The sequence below is a fragment of the Paraburkholderia lebeckiae genome (assembly GCF_050436325.1).
Lineage (GTDB): Bacteria > Pseudomonadota > Gammaproteobacteria > Burkholderiales > Burkholderiaceae > Paraburkholderia > Paraburkholderia tuberum.
Genome location: NZ_JBNDLZ010000002.1, coordinates 186,964 through 204,736, shown reverse-complemented (window position 1 = coordinate 204,736; position 17,773 = coordinate 186,964). Strand labels below are relative to the sequence as shown.

The following is a 17,773-nucleotide window of genomic DNA, read 5'->3' as shown; positions in this document are numbered from 1 at the left end:
TTACGGGCCGCGGCGCCCCGGTCAGACCCCGCTGCAACCGGTCTAGAAACATTCGACACTGCCCAGCACGCCCGACAGCACGCCTACGCAGTCACGCGGCGCAGCCGGACGTGCCGCGTAATGTGCGCGCACGGGACGTACAGGTGCCGCAGCGGGTGCCGAGGCCGGCGCCGGAGCGGGAGTACCGAGCAAGGTGAACTTCGTTGCGCCAACCGTCGGCAGCGTCGCGGTGTCGACCTGGTTGCGCAGCACCAGCGACAGCGTGCCGACGCTGCGCGCCAGATCGAGCTTCTCCGCCTGTTCCGGCGTGACTTCGAGCGTCACGGCGTTGACGACCTTGGGCGTGGTCTCGTCGCGTCCCACTTCCTGGGCGACGGCCAGCACCAGAATTTTTTCGAGCACGATCTTGGAAATGCTTTCGTCCTTGCTCGATCCCTTGTCGCTACCCTTGTCCTGCTGCGTGCTGACGATGATGTCGACGTAGTTGCCGGGCAGTGCAAATCCGGCTACGCCGATCACGTCGTTCACGCGCACGGTAATGGCACGACGACCGTCCGCGATCACAGCCGAAAGACCACCCGTCGTGCCGACGGGCGTCAGCTTGCCGTCAAGAATCGGCTCGCCGCGCAACACGCTGTTTTTCATGACGCGCCCGTCGAGCTTCTGGGCGTCGGTGAACGCCCCGGGCGGCACACTGCCAGACGGCCAGTCGACCATCTTGATGAATTCGGGGTTCAGCCGCTGTCCGAGGTTGATATCGACGGCGGCGACCGCGACCTTCGCAGTCATGCCCGACGATCGGTCCATCAGCCAGCGCGATGCCATTGCCACCGCACCGAGCCCTGCGATCGCAGCGATCAGCAACATCACCAACGCACGTATGTTCTTCATGACAACTCTCCCTGATGCCTGCCCTGTGTTCCGACTGGAATTTCCGGCCGCTTAACCGGTCACTTAACCGGCCGCGATTTTTTTTGCGGTCCACTGCGCGCCGACGACCTGTGGCGGTGGCGGATTGTCGTGCTCGCCCGTCACCGCGAAGTAGCTGTTCCATGCCCTTAGCAAGCTCGGCCCATCCGCCACGGCGGCTTGCTCCTGATAACGCGCGTTGGCAAGCACGATGCGTAGCAGATCGCCCGGATAACACGCGAGCAATGGTCTGCCAGACGTCATGTGCAGGTGATGGACGAGGTAGTCGAAAGCGTCGTCTTCCGATGCCAGCGCCAGTTCCCGGCAGCGCTGCTCGTACACGACGCGATACTCGGCGACATCCAGCGGGCCCACGTAGAGCTTGCAGCCGAGCCTGCGAAAGAAGGCTTCGTCGCCGAGATCCGCCGGGGCGATGTTGCTCGAGAACGCGACCCAGACATCAAACGGCAGCGAGAAGCGCAAACCGGTATGCAACGTGAGCATGTCGAGTCCGCGGTCGAACGGCACGATCCAGCGGTTGAGCAGTTCGGCCGGCTCGACGCGCTGTCGGCCCAGGTCGTCGACTACATACAGGCCGCCGTTCGCTTTCACATGCGGCGGCGCCTGGTAAAAGCCGCTCGCAGCGTCGTAGCGCAGCTCGAGCATCTCGAGCGTGAGCTCGCCGCCGGACAGCACCGTGGGCCGGCGGCAAATCTGCCAGCGGGCGTCGGCGGGCGCATTTAACAGGCCATCGGGCGACCCCGCATCGTGCGGCTCGTGAACAAGCTGATCGAAGATCTGGATGATCTCGTTCTCGACGACGATCGCATAGGGCAGAGCCACGAGGCCGGGCAACAGCCGTCCCAATCGTTCGGCTAGCGAAGTTTTTCCGCTGCCGGGCGGGCCGAAGAAGATGACCGGTTTGCCGCTGTTGACTGCGCCGCCAATGTCGTCGAGCAGCGAGGTCCGGACCGTCAGCCCTGCGAAGGCCGCGCGCACCTGCGCGTACGTCACGTGCATTTGCCGCACGGATTGCCGTTTCAGCGCCGCTTCATAGGCGGCGAGCGACACGGGCGCCGGGCCGACGTAACGGCAGCGGTTCATGAATTCGGACGCACGTTGGCGGCCGCCTTCCGTCAGTTGCAGTTCGACATCGAGGTCGCTGGCGCCGCGCCGGACGATTTCGAGAATCCGTTCCCGCACGCCAAACGACACGACGCTGTCGAGCACGCTGGCGCCGAGCTTAAGCCGCTGCATCAGTTGCGAGAGCGACACCTTGCCCGTCACGAAGGCGGACTTGGCGACGAGTTCGAGAAGGAAGGTCTGGTCGAGGCCCGTTTCAGCGATGGTCCGCGGCGCGCGCGCCAGTAGGATCGTTCCGGCTAGGTCGGCGTCTGAGCTTGCGCGGCTTGCGTCATGGAGATGCGTCACGTCGGCCGATGCTTGCGGCGCCGCTGGTTGTTCGTCTTTCACGTTGTACCCCCGAATTGGTCCCGCGCATTACGCGAAATCTTCTCTATCTGTTCCTGTTCGGCTGTCTTTTCTTTCTCTTGCCCCTCGACGTGGGCTCTCTTTCTGAATCCGGCTGCGCATTAGCCGATGCTCTGCCCCGAGTGCAGGACCATGATGCCAAGTGTGCCAAAGGCAATAGCCACGCCATACGGCAGCGACCCGACAGAAGGCAATGCGGCGTCCTTTCCTGTTTCAGACAGCCTGCCGCTCAGCGCTCTCCCCGAGAGCAGGATGGCCAGCATGTTGGTGCCGGTCGACTTCAACTCGCGCTTGAAGATCACCACCGCCAGCGCCCAGACGCCGCCGACGACGCAGGTCACCAGCACGATCTCCAGCGCCGGCTGTGGTCCGACGAACGCGCCCACGGCCGCCATCAGTTTCACGTCGCCCGCACCCATGCCGCGCAACAGGTAGAGTGGAAAGAACAGGCCGCCTCCTGTGAGCAGGCCCAGTACCCAGCGGTGGCTGCCCTCGCCTGCGCCGTGCAGGCCCCACTGCACCGCGAATGCCAGCGCAAGGCCCACGAGCACCAGCACATTCGGAATGCGCCGCTCATGCAAATCCAAACCTGCAGCCGTTGCCACCAAACCCAGCAGACACGCGCCGACCGGAAATTCGAAAGCGTTCATGGCGTTCCCCCGTTTCGATTTCGGCGTTGGTTAAGAAAGAGCAGCCCTGAATCAGGCAGGGACTGCTCTTTGAACTACTGCTGCGACTTCTCGATGACCAAATCGACTGGCGCTTACGCTGGATTGGCCGCGAGCAACTTGCCGCTGATGTAGTTGAACGTAGCGCTAAGTTGAGTTCCCAGAGCCGTGGCAGCCACAATGATGCCGCACGCAACCAGTGAAGCCAGCAGACCATACTCAATCGCGGTCACACCATCTTCTTCACGCGCAAAGGCACGGATCAGGTCGAGAGTTTTTTGCATTTTGATGCTCCTTGAAAAAGAAGTTGTTTTACTCAGGTACACTAAACATGCCCGCTGCGGGACCGGGCATTGGTGAAGGCTGCCAACTGCACAGCCGGTTTTGGCCTGGCTGACCGGTTCGGTGCTGGAGCACATCGCCTCGACAATGCGCTCCAGCCCGTCCTCTCCCCAATGCCACTCTCTTCGGGAACTGCGGTGCCGGTCCAGACTGGCATCGCAGTTCCTTGAACTTCGCCACCATCGGCAAACAAAACCGGAAGTGCCGAAGTTTTCCTGCGCCGCAGAAGCAAACTCCCCCGTCAGCTGTTCTGTGGCACCTGAAATCGAGACGCTGTTACTGCCGGAACCATGCGCGTCGTCGCTGTGCGGGACATATAGCTAGAACGGTGCCATCTATGCTGAAAGGCTTACTGGGATTAGTTCATTTGGCCAAATGAAAGACCTCTTGATGAATGTATGACAGCGAATGTTTCACAAATGAGAATTGGCAAAGTCCGGGCGTCAGTGGGTCGCGCAGACATTAATGTGGGGAGGCGAACAGAAAAAGTCTGAGGAAAGCTTCAGGCGGAATTGGGCGCGATGGCGCATCTCACGGTAATTCAAGGCTCCGCAAGGCATCACCCAACTATCGGGAGCATAGTTTCATCACAACAAAATCCGCGTACGGGAAAGACCATGAGGCTGCCCGCGCGTCACAATTTGTTACAGATAAGAAACACGAATTACGGGTGGGCACTCGCCAGAAATCGGCGTCCGTTATAAGTACCGGCAAAAAATGCTCGTGCGCCCATGCAGCGCGTCCCGATTGCCGATCTGGTTGGGTTTAGACTGATGAATACCCTGATTTTTTGGACCAACCGGGCCGCTCGGCCGTTCTCCGTCACATTTTGTTACAAGGCTGATACACGAGCGGTAATCATTGCTCGTTGGAGTCGTCGAGCCGGAACAGGCCGGGGCAGTTTTAGTGAAACTTTTTAAACCGTACGCCGATTCGCCCACGACGTTCGGGAGATGCTGCGCAGTTTCTTGAGCGATTGCGTTTGTCCCGTGGCGGAACGTCTCGATCAGCTTGCGTATTTCGTACAGATCCTCGAAGCGCTTGAAGTCGATCGGCACGACTTTCCACCCGCCGCGCACATAGCCGCGCATCAGGCCGTCGCTTCGAAGACGGTGCAGCGCCTCGCGCGCCGGTGTGCGCGAAACGCCGAAGCGGGCGGCGATACTGGCTTCGGTCATGCGATCGCCGGCAGCAGGCGCAGGTCGAAGATATCGTCGCGCACGCTGAAGTAAACAGGGTCAGCGCGCGATGAAGGAGAGCGGGTTGTGTCTTTCACGCACGCGCGTGGAATGAACGGAACTTTTCGGCAGTGACTATCGGTCAGCGTCAAAACATCCGTCAAGACGAATTTCATAGCGCGCCAGGTGGAGTCGATCAACGTGATCGAGACGCGCAAGCCGATCCGGCTGTCTTTTCCGGTCGGACTACGCCGGCCGCTCTACTGTTCGTCAATCGGCAAGCTGCTTCCTGCGCACCAGCCGCCGGCGCGGTCGACGACTACCGGGCGAAGACGCGCCTCGTCGCATACACGCCAGAGACCGTCACGGATCCGGGCCTGTTGGGGGATCAACAAGGTTTCATGATTATCCTCTGCCCTGTCCTCTGCAGTGCGTAAGTGCGGACCTTGTTCAACCCCCTACCTCAACGCCTTGTTGCGGCAGAGCCCGCAGCCATCCTCCCACACCGCAATATCGCCAAAGACCGAAAGAAGATATCAAAATCGTAATCAGGCTGTCAGTCCGGGAGCAACGTCAATTGACGACAATGGGCTCATCGGTGCATTGCGTCGGGCATGCCCTGATGGGATCCGATCAACGGGCCGATTGGCAAATTCCTAGAGACTTCGGAGAAAACTGTGAAAAAGACAACACATATAGCGATTGGCGCCCTTGCGTGTTCGATCGCGATGAGCGCCTTGGCGCAGACGCAGCCCACTGGCAAGACCCGGGCGGACGTTCATGCGGAACTCATCGAGGCGCAACGGGATGGTGTGGTGCCTACGCCGAAGTACGACTATCCGCCAAGCGAAGCTGCGATTGAACGCAATAAGGCGCTGTATGCGATCACTCACAAAGGTGAAGAAATATCGCCTGTTTCAGTGGCGCCAACGCAATCTTCCAGTGAAACGGTGCAGTGACAAGCTTGTCAGGAATGTCTGCGTCTGCGCGCGAATGTCAAACCTGGAGTCGAAGATGATTTTATTGAACATAGCAATCCTTTCCGCGTTTCTTCTTATGCCCGTTGAGGTCGCCTACGCATGTGATGGACCTCGCGAAGAAGGATTAGGGTAAGGAATACAAAGAAACATGCAATGCCCGCCACGGACGCACACTGATCGGCAAAGCCGGCGATTTCGGAAGACCGCGCAGTCTGTCGGCGGGGAAACGCGTGTGACGTAGCGTAAGATCAATGGGCCGCGCCGTGAAGCGAGGCGCATCGTTCATGCGCAGGCATCTGTTCTGTCCTACCCAACGGCTCGCGAGCGAGCTAGCCTAAAATCCCCGACCGCTGCGAAACGATTCCATGAATCAATTAGCCTCCGTTCGCCTTTTCGCCAAGGTTGCCGACTGCCTGAACTTCGCCGAGGCGGCGAAGCAGCTTGGTATCTCGAATTCGGTCGTCACTCGTAGCGTGGCGGTACTCGAGCAACATCTCAGCGTGCGCCTTGTCAACCGGACCACTCGCCGGGTGTCCCTGACGCCTGCCGGCCAGTTGTATCGGGAGCATTGTGGCGAACTGCTCAGGCAGCTCGCGATGATGGACGAATGCATGGCAGCTGCTGCCGGTCAACCCGTCGGATCTTTGCGTATTGCGGCGTCTTCTTCATATGCTTCGACCGATCTGCCCGAAGTACTAGCGGCGTACCGGGTGCAAGAGCAGCGTACGCAGTTCGATCTGACCGTATTCGATAACATGGCCGATGTCACGGTGGCAGACTTCGATGTATGCTTCAGCGCCGAGCGCCACCTGCGTGATTCGTCGCTGGTTTGCCGGCCGCTCGCACAGACGCGGGACGTAATTGTCGGGAGCCCCGCGTACTTCGCACGTCGGCGGCCGCCACGCACCCCCGAGGAACTGTCGTCGCATGATGTGCTCGTCGCGTCGGACGCGCCGAGTCGTTACTGGGAGTTTCGTGACAAGCATGGCACGCAGCGCGTAGTGGTACGGCCGATTCTGAGCATGCAACACCCACTGCTCATAAAGCGCGCAGTCCAGGCGGGCCTCGGCATCGCCCGGCTTTCGCGCTCGCTCATTCAAGGTGAGCTGGCAGACGGCTCATTAAAGCCAGTGTTCGAAAACATCGAATTGTGCGGCGACGCGCGGACAGTGTGGGTGCTCTATTCCGGACAACCGTACATGGCGGTGGCGCTCCGCCGCTTTGTCGATTTCGTGGTAGAACGTTATCGCCAGAATCCACATGAAGACAAGCGCGAAACTGTCATTCCCGTGGGGGCGGCACAACACCATTTCAGCAATACTGAACTGCAGTGGACGGGCATTTTGTAGGTCCTAAAGTGCAAATACCTTTCGTCAGATCCCGGCTCCACGCACCAGCGCGCGAGCTAGATCATGGCGAGGTACTCAGGCAAACCTTAGGAATCTACACTCATGAAGCGACTCCTCATTACGGGCGCAGCGATCGGTTGCACGATCGTCCCGATGGCCGCGCTGGCGCAAAGCGGCGTCACGCTGTATGGCCTGATCGACGAAGGTCTGAACTATACGAACAATACCAAGCAAGGTTCGGCTGTGCAGATGGAAAGCGGCTTTGCACAAGGCAGCCGATGGGGCGTGAAAGGCAGCGAAGATCTGGGCGGTGGCACGAAGGCCCTCTTTCAACTGGAAAATGGCTTCGACGTCAACTCCGGTGCACTTGGACAGAGTTCGCGCATGTTCGGCCGGCAGGCGTACATCGGTTTGAGCAACACGAAGCTCGGGACCCTGACAATGGGCCGTCAGTATGATTCAGTCGTCGACTATCTCGCCCCGCTTACGGCGAACGGCAATTGGGGCGGCTATCTGTTGTCGCATCCGTACGACAACGACAACTCAGACAATTCGTTCCGACTGAACAACAGCGTGAAGTACACCAGTAACGCCTACGGCGGCTTTTCTTTTGGCGGTCTGTACGGTTTTAGCAATCAGGCGGGTGGCTTTGCTGACAACCGGTCGTATAGCCTCGGCGCACAATTCGTCGCTGCCAACGTTTCAGTCGCAGCGGCGTACATGCAGATCAACAACCCGGGCGGAAACTCCGGTGGGTCGCTTGCAGCCGACGACACGAATTTTTTCGCGAGCCGTCAACAGGTGTGGGGCGCCGGGATTAACTACACGATCGGCTCTGCGATACTCGGCTTCGTATATAGCCACACGGCGCTTAATAACGCGACGGGCTCCGTCTATGTCGGCAACTTCGCGAATACGGCAAGCAGCCTGAAGTTCGACAACTTTGAATTGAACGCGAAGTATCAGTTCCTGAAGAATGCGTTCGTCGGAGCGATGTACAACTACACGATCGGTCACTTCGATAGCGCCGCCGGCGATTCGAAGCCGACGTGGCATCAGGTAGGACTGATGGCGGACTACAACCTGTCGCCGCGTACTGACGTGTACGTGCAGGGTATGTATCAGCACCTGGCGGGCGGCAGTGCGTCCGCGGCGCCGCTCAACACGGCGTTTATCACGGGTGCAGATTCGCCTTCGACGACAGCAAATCAGGTCATCACGCGCGTAGCCATTCGCCACCAGTTCTAACTAGTTCGCGCTTCATCGCGCCATCCCGCGCCCACGCATCGAGAGTCCGCACGTGGGCGCGCGTTCGTCTTCCCTTTGCATCAGTCACACGTGACGCCCCAATCCGTCGGGCTCGTAGAGACGAACGCCGTCGCGCTAACCGGGTCGTTCTGGTACTCGATTGCGTAGAGCTCCTTGTTGCGGCCAATTCTCGTGGCTGGCGGCGGATAGTTGTTCTCCGGTATCGGCAAGAGCCCATCGGCCTGTGCCTGCACCCGTTGCCGGCGTGCTTCGGCGCGCGTCATTCCCGGAATGGCGGTTTGGGCGGAAGCGCTCCAGCCAAAAGTAAGGCTGACCGCGGCGGGTGCGACTGCAACGCTGGAAAGCAGCTTGTTCGTGCTTCTCCTATCAGGTTTGGAATTGTGGACATGGCCATGCTTTCCATTCCGATCGCACGACCTGGCCTTTCTCTGACCACGCGACTACGGATTTGCTATCTGCGTGCGGCGGCTGTCGATTGCATTCCCGAAGCGCGTCCGGTTATCCGGCAGATGACAGACTTGTATTGTGGCTGACCGGAACCGGTAAGCACGGCCCACACATACTCCAGACCAGGCCTGAATTCAAGCAGCAGTTCTACTGCGCGAGCCTTGGGTCGGGCAACTCTATTTGCTATTTATCAGGAATTCGTCATGTGGATTGTGAGGCTCGCCCTGCGCCGCCCGTACACATTCGTGGTACTGGCTCTGCTGATATTCATCGTCGGGCCGCTTTCCATTTTGCGCACGCCGACCGATATCTTCCCGAACATCAATATCCCGGTGGTCAGCATCGTCTGGACGTACAACGGCTTTTCCGCCCAGGACATGGCCAATCGCATCACATCGAATTACGAGCGCGCGCTGAGCTCGGACGTCGACGACATCGAGCATATCGAGTCGCAATCGCTGAACGGGGTCTCGGTGGTGAAGATCTTTTTCCATCCGGGCGCGGACATCAATCGCGCGATCGCCGAGGCAGCGTCGAACTCCGCATCGATCCTGCGCGTGCTGCCGCCCGGCACGCTGCCGCCCAACATCATTACCTATAACGCCTCGACGGTGCCGATCCTGCAACTCGGCCTTTCCAGCGACACGCTCTCCGAGCAGCAGCTCTACGACCTCGGCAACAGCCAGATCCGCACGCAGTTGGCGACGGTACAAGGCGCGTCGGTGCCGCTGCCGTTCGGCGGCAAGGTCCGGCAGATCATGGTCGATATCGACCCGCGCGCATTGCAAGCCAAAGGCCTCGCGCCGCTCGACGTAGTCAACGCCGTCAACGCGCAAAACCTGATCCTGCCGGGCGGCACCGCGAAGATCGGCACGAAGGAATACAACGTGCAGATGAACGGCAGCACGGACACCGTAGCCGCGCTCAACGATCTGCCGATCAAGACGGTGGCCGGCGGCGTGGTGTATGTGCGCGACGTCGCCCATGTGCGCGATGGCTACGCGCCGCAAACCAACATCGTGCGCAGCGACGGCAAACGCGCCGCGCTTCTTACCATCGAAAAGTCCGGCAGCGCGTCGACGCTCACCATCATCCAGCAGGTCAAGGCGATGCTGCCGCATATCGTGGCCGGCTTGCCGAGCGCGCTGCACGTCACCGCACTGTCGGATCAATCGGTGTTCGTGAAGTCGGCCGTCGTGGGCGTGGCGCGCGAAGCGCTGATCGCCGCCGCCCTCACCGCTTTGATGATCCTGCTCTTTCTCGGCAGTTGGCGCGCCACGCTGATCATCGCGGTGTCGATTCCGCTCGCGGTGCTGACCTCGCTGATCGCGCTGTCCGCGCTTGGCCAGACCATCAACATCATGACGCTTGGCGGCCTCGCGCTCGCCGTAGGGATCCTCGTCGACGACGCCACGGTCGCCATCGAAAACATCACGCATCATCTGGAGAACGGCGAGCCGCTGCACGACGCGATCCTGAACGGTTCCGGCGAAATCGCGGTGCCGACGTTCGTATCGACGCTGTCGATCTGCATCGTGTTCGTGCCGATGTTTCTGCTCTCAGGTGTGGCGCGCTATCTGTTCGTGCCGCTCGCCGAGGCGGTGGTGTTCGCCATGATCGCGTCGTACTTTTTCTCGCGCACCCTGGTGCCCACGCTCGCGATGTATCTCATGCGCGCACGCAGCAACGCACTGGTGACGGGTAATGGACCGATTGCGCGCCTGATCCGCTTTCAGGCCGCCTTCGAACATCGCTTCGAGCGGCTGCGCGAACGCTATCGCGGCGTGCTCGGCGCGGCGATAGCGAGTCCGCGGCGGTTCATCGCGATCTTCCTGCTGTTTTGCATCGGCTCGCTCGCGCTGGTGCCGTTTGCGGGCCGCGACTTCTTCCCCGCCGTCGATACTGGCGAGATCCGCCTGCATCTGCGTGCGCCGACCGGCACGCGTATCGAAGACACCGCGCGCCTCACCGACGAAGTCGAAGCCCGTGTGCGCAGCATGATTCCGAAGCAGGAACTCTCGGCGATGCTCGACAATATCGGCGTGCCGGTGAGCGGCATCAATCTGACCTACGACTCATCGGACCCGATCGGCCCGGAAGACGCCGACGTGATGATCACCCTCGCGGCGAAGCACAAACCGACCGCTCAATATGTGGCGAGACTGCGCACAACGCTCGCCAGGGATTTTCCCGGCGTCACGTTCGCCTTTCTGCCCGCCGACATCGTCAGCCAGATTCTCAACTTCGGGCTGCCCGCGCCGATCGATATCCAGATCGTCGGCAACAAGCTCGACGCCAACCGCGTCGTGGCGAACCGCCTGCTCGCGCAACTGCGCGGCGTGCGCGGCCTCGTCGATGCGCGTATCCAACAGCCCGGCGATGCCCCCGCAATCAACGTCAACGTCGATCGTACCCGCGCGAGTCAGGCCGGGTTGTTGCAACGCGACGTGTCGCAGAACCTGCTGATCGCGCTGTCCGGCAGTTCGCAGACCACGCCGAATTTCTGGCTCGATCCGCACAACGGCGTGAGCTATCCGCTGATGGCGATGATGCCGCAGTACGACATCAACTCGTTGCAGGCGCTCGCCAATATTCCGGTCGCGCAAACCGGAGGCACCGGGTCCGGCGTGATGACCACGGCCGCAAACACGGGCGGTCCGGCGCCGCAAAACCTGCTCGGCGCATTGAGCACACTGACACGCGTCACCCAGCAAGCCGTCGTCTCGCACTACAACGTGCAGCCGGTGCTCGACATTTTCGCGTCGGCGCAAGGCCGCGACCTCGGCGGCGTGGCAGCGGACGTGACCCGGCTCGTCGATCAGATCCGACCGCAATTGCCGCCTGGCGCGTCGATCGTCATGCGCGGCCAGGTGCAGGCGATGCACGACTCGTTCAGCGGTCTTGCGAGTGGCCTCGTGTTTGCTATCGCCCTGGTCTACCTGCTGATGGTCGTCAATTTCCAGTCGTGGCTCGACCCGTTCATCATCATCAGCGGCTTGCCGGGCTCGCTCGCGGGCATCGCATGGATGCTGTTCAGCACCGGCACTCGCCTGAGCGTGCCGGCACTCACCGGCACCATTCTGTGCATCGGCATCGCCACGGCCAACAGCATTCTCGTGATCAACACCGCGCGCGAATTTCACCACAGCGGCAAGCCGCCGCTGCTTGCCGCGCTCGAAGCCGGCTTCAGCCGCTTCCGTCCAGTGCTGATGACCGCGCTCGCCATGCTGATCGGGATGCTGCCGATGGCGCTCGGCCTCGGCGATGGCGGCGAACAGAACGCGCCGCTCGGACGCGCCGTGATCGGCGGCCTCGCGCTCGGCACGGTGTCGACCTTGCTGTTCGTCCCGGTCGTCTACGGGATGGTGCATGCGTGGCTCGACAAACGCCGCGCGGCACGCACCGACACACAAGAATCCGGCGTTCCCGCCCACACTCATTGATTCCGACGAGACCTTGCCCATGAACGATTCATCCCTTCCGCCCGAGCTTGGCGAGCGGTCAGAAGCGTCCGCCGAGACCGCCGACACCGCGCGTTTGCATAGCGCCAAGGAAACCCGGCATGCCGGCGCCACGCCGGCAGCGGCCGCCAGCACGAACGCGCGCCGCCGCCTCTGGCCGCTTGCGTTGACCGGACTTGCCGCGGCGTTGCTGATCGTCGGCATCGTGCCGCGACTGCACGCCAGTGCCGCGCTGACGCAACAGACGCAGGCGCAAAGCGTGCTCAGCGTGTCGGTCGTCACACCGCGCGCCGCGCCGGCCATCCACGAACTGCTGCTGCCCGGCGCAGTTACGCCGTTCGCGGAAGCGTCGATCTACGCGCGCACGAGCGGCTACCTGGCACACTGGAACGCCGACATCGGCGCACAGGTCAGAAGCGGCCAGACGCTCGCGACAATCGAAGCCCCCGAGCTCGACGCGCAATTGCGCCAGGCCCGTGCCGACGAAGCCACCGCGCAGGCCAATTTCGACTTCGCCAGGACCACCGCGCAGCGCTGGCAGGAGATGTTGAAAACGCAATCGGTCGCGCAGCAGGACGCCGACACCAAAGTCAGCGACATGGAAGCGCGCCGCGCGATGCTGGCGTCGGCGCAGGCGAACGTCGCGCATCTGGCCGAGCTTGTCTCATACGAGAAGATCACCGCGCCGTTCGACGGCGTGATCACTGCGCGCAACGTCGACGTCGGCGCACTGGTCACGGCGGGCGGCACGCCGGGCACCGCGGGCATGTCGGGCGAACTGTTCCACATCCAGCAGACCGGCGTGCTGCGCGTCTTCGTCGATGTGCCGCAGAACGACGCGCCGTATGTCACGCCGGCGACCGGCGTGTATCTCACCGCCCAGCAGTATCCGGGCCGTCGCATCGCCGCGAAGGTGGCGCGCAGCACCGATTCGATCGATCCGTCGAGCCGCACGCTGCGCGTCGAGATCGACGTCGATAACAAGGATGGCGCGCTGATGCCCGGCGCTTACACGCAGGTGCATCTGCAATTGCGATCGACCACGCCGGCGCTCGACCTGCCTGTCAGCGCCTTGCTGTTCCGGCCGGACGGCGTGACGGTCGCCGTGGTCGATAGCAACGGCCGGGCGCTGCTCAAGACCGTGCATATCGGCCGCGATTTCGGCACGCACGTGGAAATCACGACAGGCCTCGCCGCCACCGACCGCGTGATCGACAACCCCGGCGATTCGCTGAACACCGGCCAGATCGTGCAGATCGCGCCGGCCATGCCTGGCTAAGTGCAACGTCACAGAAAGGATTCACTGATGGTTTCTCTGTCTCTTTCACGGCCGCGGCTGCACCGCACGCTGATGGCCGGGATGATCGGCGCGCTGCTCAGCGCGTGCTCGACCTTGCCCTCCTATCAGCGCCCGAGCGCCGGGATTCCCGCGCAATATGCGGGCACCGCACCCGGCTGGGCGCAGGCCGCACCGGCCGACGCCACGCCGCGCGGCCCATGGTGGACGATCTTCAACGATCCGGTGCTGAATCAACTCGAAGCGCGTATCGACGTGTCGAACCAGACCGTGCGCAAGGCGGTCGCGCAGCTCCAGCAAGCGCGGTCGATGGTGGACTATCAGCGCGCCGGCTTTTTCCCGACGATTACCGCTGGTGTCGCGCAGGATCGCTCGCGGACCTCACAGAATGTCGAAGGCAAATCGCTCGCGGGCAAGACCGTGCCGGACTATTCGGCGGGCGTGTCGGCGAGCTGGGAGCCGGATCTGTTCGGACGCGTGCGCGATAGCGTGAACGGCGCGCAGGCCGACGCCCAGGCGAGCGACGCCGATCTCGAAGGCGTGCGCCTGTCGATGAGCGCCGATCTCGCCGTCGACTATTTCTCCCTGCGCTCGCTCGACACGCAGAAGAAGCTGCTCGACGACAGCGTGACCGCCTACGCGGCCGCGTTGAAACTGCTGCAGCAGCAACTGAAAAACGGTGCGATCGATGCGTCCGCGGTCGCCCAGGCCACGACGCAACTCGAAGCGACGCGCACGCAGGACACCGACATCGACGTGACGCGCGCACAGCTGCAGCACGCGATTGCCACGCTGACCGGCGAGCCGGCTTCGAGCTTCGCGCTGCCGCCGAACGGCTCGGCCGTCACACCGCCCGCGATTCCAGTCGGCTTGCCGTCGCAATTGCTGGAGCGTCGCCCCGACATCGCCGCCGCCGAACGGCGCGTAGCGTCGGCCAATGCGCAGATTGGCGCCGCGCAGGCGGCGTTCTTCCCCGATCTGGTGCTGTCGGCGAGCGCGGGACTGGAAAGCACCTTTTTCGCACCCTGGCTGAGTGCGCCGAGTCTATTCTGGTCGCTCGGCCCGCAACTGGCCGGCACGCTGTTCGACGGCGGCAAGCGCCGCGCCACCCTGCACGGCGCGACGGCGCAATACGACGGCGCGGTCGCGGACTATCGCCAGTCGGTGCTGGTGGCGTTCCAGCAGGTCGAGGACAATCTGTCCGCCTTGCATTCCCTCGCCGACGAAGCCGCCAGCCAGCAGCGCGCCACCACGGCCGCTGAACTGTCGTTGCGGCTCACGACGAACCGATTCAACGCGGGCGCGGTCAGCTATCTCGACGTGGTCACGGCGCAGACGATTGCGTTGACGAATCAGCGTGTCGCCGATCAGATAGCCGCACGGCGGTTGGAGTCGAGTGTGTTGTTGTTGAAAGCGTTGGGTGGGACGTGGGGCGATCAGGCCAAGCGTGCGGCCGGATCTGTGTAAGCGCCTTGGCTACCCTTCACCCGCCCCGCCGAAATACCAGCACAAAGCGCGTACTCCGTGCATCGCTCTGCGCATGCACCGAGCCGCCGTGCAACTCCATGATCGTGCGCACGATCGCAAGCCCGAGCCCCGCCGATCCCGTGGAGCCTCGCGACAAGCCCGATGACGGCAGCGAGCTGCGCGACGGATCGATGCGATAGAAGCGGTCGAAAATCCGATCGAGATGTTCGGCGGCAATAGGCTGTCCTTCATTCGACACGGTCACGCGCACCGCGTCGGCCGATGCGCTCGCGTCCAGCACGATCTCGCCGCCTTGCGGCGTATAACGAATGGCATTGGCCAGCAGATTGCTCACCGCGCGGCGAAACAGTTCGAGATCCGCCGTCAAGCTGGCCGTGCCGCTGACACGCACACGCACTAGCGCCTCTTCGGCAATCCCTTCGAAGTACTCGGCGATATGGCTCAACTCGCGCGCCGCATCGAACTCACGCATGTGCCTGACGAACTGCGGATGTTCAGCGCGCGCCAGAAACAGTACGTTCTCGATCATTCTCGACAGCCGGTCGCACTCTTCCAGATTCGAGGCGAGCAGCGACTCGTATTCATCGACGGAACGCGGCCGGGCGAGCGCGACTTCAGCGGCGCCGCGCATGTTGCTGAGCGGCGTGCGCATGTCGTGCGCCAGGTCGGCGGTGAAACGCGATAAACGCTGAAACCCGTGGTCGACGCGCTCAAGCATGGCGTTCAGCGACGCCACCAGCGTCTCGAGTTCGCTCGGCACACGCGCCACCGCGATCCGCGTATTGAGGCGATTCACCGTGACCAGGCTCGCGCTAGCCGCGATATCGCGCAACGGCCGCAGCGCGGCGCGGATCAGCAGATAACCGAGCAGCATCGCCAGCATCACGCCGGCTACGCCCGCCAGGTGAAGCCTGTCGCGGTAACGGTCCAGCAGCAGCCAGCGGTCGCTCATGTTGCGCGCCACCAGCACGCTCGCCGTTTCGCCGTCGCGTAGACGCGCGTCGGTGAGAATGCCGTGAATCGGCGCGCCGTTGCGGCCGGTCCACTCGCCGATATCGGCCTCGGTGATACGCGCCGAAGCCGCTACGCGCGCGAGCGGCGGCAACGCGGCGAGCGTCGCCGCGCCGGTCGCCGCATTGGGCACGGCAAAAGTCCCGGCGATGTTGTGTTCGACTGCCCGGTTGCCATCGGGATCGAACACTTCCATCGACATGGCCTGATTGCCGAGCACGATGCTGATCAAACGGTCGCCATGCTCGCCAATGCCCTTCGACGTCTCCAGCTCCTCGGCAAGCCGCCGTGCGTGGCGCGCGGCAAGCACGATGTCGAGATTGTCCTGCGCCTTGATCTCCTTTTCGAGCGCGAGATACAGAAAGCTGCCCACCAGCACGAAAACCGCCAGCGTCGTGGCGCCGAAGGCAAGCGCGAGCGTCGCGGCAAGCGAGCGCACGCGCATCAGGCAGTGTCCTTCAGTTCGAACACATAGCCGACGCCGCGCACCGTGTGAATCAGCTTGATGGGAAAGTTGTCGTCGATCTTGGTGCGCAGCCGGCGAATCGCCACCTCGACCACATTGGTGTCGCTATCGAAATTCATGTCCCACACGTACGACGCAATCTGCGTGCGGCTCAGCACTTCTCCCTGACGGCGCGCCAGCAGTTGCAGCAGCGAGAATTCACGCGGCGTGAGATCGATGCGCGTGCCGCCACGTTTCACGCGCCGGCGGTACACATCCATCTCCAGGTCGCCCACCTTGATCCGTTCGCTTTCGCGCGGCGGCCCACGGCGCGCCAGCGTACGCACGCGCGCCAGAAGTTCGACGAACGCAAAAGGTTTGACGAGGTAATCGTCCGCGCCGAGCTCCAGGCCGCGCACGCGGTCGTCGATGTCGTCGCGCGCGGTGAGAAACAGCACCGGCGTGGCGCGCGTGCTGCGCAACGTCTTGACGACGGTCCAGCCGTCCATGCCGGGCAGCATCACGTCGAGCACGATCACGTCGTATTCTTCTTCCTGCGCGAGGATCAGCCCTTGCGGGCCATCGTTCGCGACGTCGACCGCGTAACCGGATTCCTCCAGACCTTTCTTCAGATAGGCCGCTGTTTTTGGCTCGTCCTCGATCACCAGGATTCGCATCGGCTGCTCCGCTTTGCGTTGACCATTAAATCATACAGGCAAGCGCTCCGGCCGGTGATTACGATCCGGTAATGTGCGTTCGCACGGCCACCGGCCATGCCTGCTATCCGTTGAACATGGACATCCGCGGTTTGCTGACCGGTTGACGTGCTCAGGGTCACCTTACCCAATTTAACGCTCAGCGCTCTACAACTCGCTGGCCGAACCGAGACAACTGATGGTGGTGAAGGCGGCTGAACATAACGACTGGATGGGCCGCGTCGACGAAACCTGGTGGCGGGAGGCGATCGGCTTCCTGCTTACGCCTTCGCATTGAAATATGAAAGCACGCTCCGTCCCGTCGAGCTGGAAACGCTTCTATGTCCTCGATGCGAAGAGCAGGCCTGTCGAGGTGTTCGACCACGGCGAGTGGTCGCGCTGGATGACTGAGAACGAACTGATCTTCCGCCGCACGCTGCTGGACGAATCCGGCGTGACGGTCACGACCCGCTTCCGCGGTGTGTCCGAACCGAAAACCGGGGAGGTTTCGCTGCTCGTGACGCGCATCGCCGGAAAGGAAGCGCGAGACAACACGAGCTACGGAGCACGTACGCTCGATGAGGCGCTGAAGCAGCATGAGCGCATCGTGCAGAAAATCCTCCGGATGCTGACCGCGCGGTGATCGCTACAGCGCGACGATTCTCCGCGAGACGCAAATGCCACAGAAGGCGCAAGGGCGTGTAGATTAGGACCTTGTTGCGACCCGCCACTGTGTCTTCGAA

The 17,773-nt window shown here is 62.3% G+C and carries 14 protein-coding genes and 1 pseudogene; 8 read left to right on the top strand and 7 right to left on the bottom strand.

Annotated elements, in window-relative coordinates; translation table 11 throughout:
* Positions 1-42 precede the first annotated feature (42 nt).
* The 5 genes and pseudogenes from cpaB to OKW44_RS03960 form a co-directional block, all read right to left on the bottom strand.
* Positions 43-891, bottom strand: coding sequence for a Flp pilus assembly protein CpaB (gene cpaB, locus OKW44_RS03980; RefSeq protein ID WP_018425357.1), 849 nt, complete (start codon positions 889-891; stop codon positions 43-45).
* Between the two features lie 63 nt (positions 892-954).
* Positions 955-2,382, bottom strand: a complete 1,428-nt coding sequence (locus OKW44_RS03975) for a DUF8689 domain-containing protein (RefSeq protein WP_018425358.1) — start codon at positions 2,380-2,382, stop codon at positions 955-957.
* A gap of 119 nt (positions 2,383-2,501) precedes the next feature.
* Positions 2,502-3,050: an A24 family peptidase gene (locus OKW44_RS03970; protein WP_018425359.1), complete on the bottom strand. Its 549-nt coding sequence runs from the start codon at positions 3,048-3,050 to the stop codon at positions 2,502-2,504.
* A 113-nt stretch (positions 3,051-3,163) separates the two neighbouring features.
* Complete coding sequence (locus OKW44_RS03965) at positions 3,164-3,352, bottom strand: Flp family type IVb pilin (RefSeq protein WP_018425360.1); 189 nt, start codon at positions 3,350-3,352, stop codon at positions 3,164-3,166.
* Between the two features lie 1,056 nt (positions 3,353-4,408).
* A pseudogene (locus tag OKW44_RS03960) lies at positions 4,409-4,686 on the bottom strand (GntR family transcriptional regulator); the annotation flags it as partial.
* 88 nt (positions 4,687-4,774) lie between these two features.
* Here OKW44_RS03960 and OKW44_RS03955 point away from each other — a divergent pair.
* From OKW44_RS03955 to OKW44_RS03925, 7 genes are all read left to right on the top strand, one after another.
* Positions 4,775-4,993: an IclR family transcriptional regulator domain-containing protein gene (locus OKW44_RS03955; protein ID WP_429409526.1), complete on the top strand. Its 219-nt coding sequence runs from the start codon at positions 4,775-4,777 to the stop codon at positions 4,991-4,993.
* A gap of 272 nt (positions 4,994-5,265) precedes the next feature.
* Entirely contained in the window at positions 5,266-5,547 is a 282-nt protein-coding gene (locus OKW44_RS03950; RefSeq protein ID WP_239499270.1) for a DUF4148 domain-containing protein, read from the top strand.
* A gap of 386 nt (positions 5,548-5,933) precedes the next feature.
* Positions 5,934-6,917 (top strand): LysR family transcriptional regulator, encoded by a 984-nt coding sequence (locus OKW44_RS03945; protein WP_018425363.1) that lies wholly within the window; start codon positions 5,934-5,936, stop codon positions 6,915-6,917.
* A 102-nt stretch (positions 6,918-7,019) separates the two neighbouring features.
* Positions 7,020-8,165 carry a porin gene (locus OKW44_RS03940; RefSeq protein ID WP_018425364.1) on the top strand — a complete coding sequence of 382 codons (1,146 nt, stop codon included), beginning with the start codon at positions 7,020-7,022 and terminating at the stop codon, positions 8,163-8,165.
* 671 nt (positions 8,166-8,836) lie between these two features.
* Complete coding sequence (locus OKW44_RS03935) at positions 8,837-12,076, top strand: efflux RND transporter permease subunit (protein WP_018425366.1); 3,240 nt, start codon at positions 8,837-8,839, stop codon at positions 12,074-12,076.
* Positions 12,077-12,095: 19 nt separating this feature from the next.
* Complete coding sequence (locus OKW44_RS03930; protein ID WP_018425367.1) at positions 12,096-13,373, top strand: efflux RND transporter periplasmic adaptor subunit; 1,278 nt, start codon at positions 12,096-12,098, stop codon at positions 13,371-13,373.
* A gap of 27 nt (positions 13,374-13,400) precedes the next feature.
* Positions 13,401-14,858, top strand: a complete 1,458-nt coding sequence (locus OKW44_RS03925; protein WP_018425368.1) for an efflux transporter outer membrane subunit — start codon at positions 13,401-13,403, stop codon at positions 14,856-14,858.
* 16 nt (positions 14,859-14,874) lie between these two features.
* Here OKW44_RS03925 and OKW44_RS03920 read toward each other — a convergent pair whose 3' ends face one another.
* Both OKW44_RS03920 and OKW44_RS03915 read right to left on the bottom strand, forming a co-directional pair.
* On the bottom strand, positions 14,875-16,335 hold the full coding sequence (locus OKW44_RS03920) for a heavy metal sensor histidine kinase (RefSeq protein ID WP_018425369.1): 1,461 nt from the start codon (positions 16,333-16,335) through the stop codon (positions 14,875-14,877).
* Entirely contained in the window at positions 16,335-17,012 is a 678-nt protein-coding gene (locus OKW44_RS03915; RefSeq protein ID WP_018425370.1) for a heavy metal response regulator transcription factor, read from the bottom strand. Before OKW44_RS03915 ends, OKW44_RS03920 begins: the two co-directional genes overlap by 1 nt.
* 319 nt (positions 17,013-17,331) lie before the next feature.
* Between OKW44_RS03915 and OKW44_RS03910 the strand changes: the two genes are divergently transcribed.
* On the top strand, positions 17,332-17,673 hold the full coding sequence (locus OKW44_RS03910) for a hypothetical protein (protein WP_018425372.1): 342 nt from the start codon (positions 17,332-17,334) through the stop codon (positions 17,671-17,673).
* The last annotated feature ends 100 nt before the right edge of the window (positions 17,674-17,773 follow it).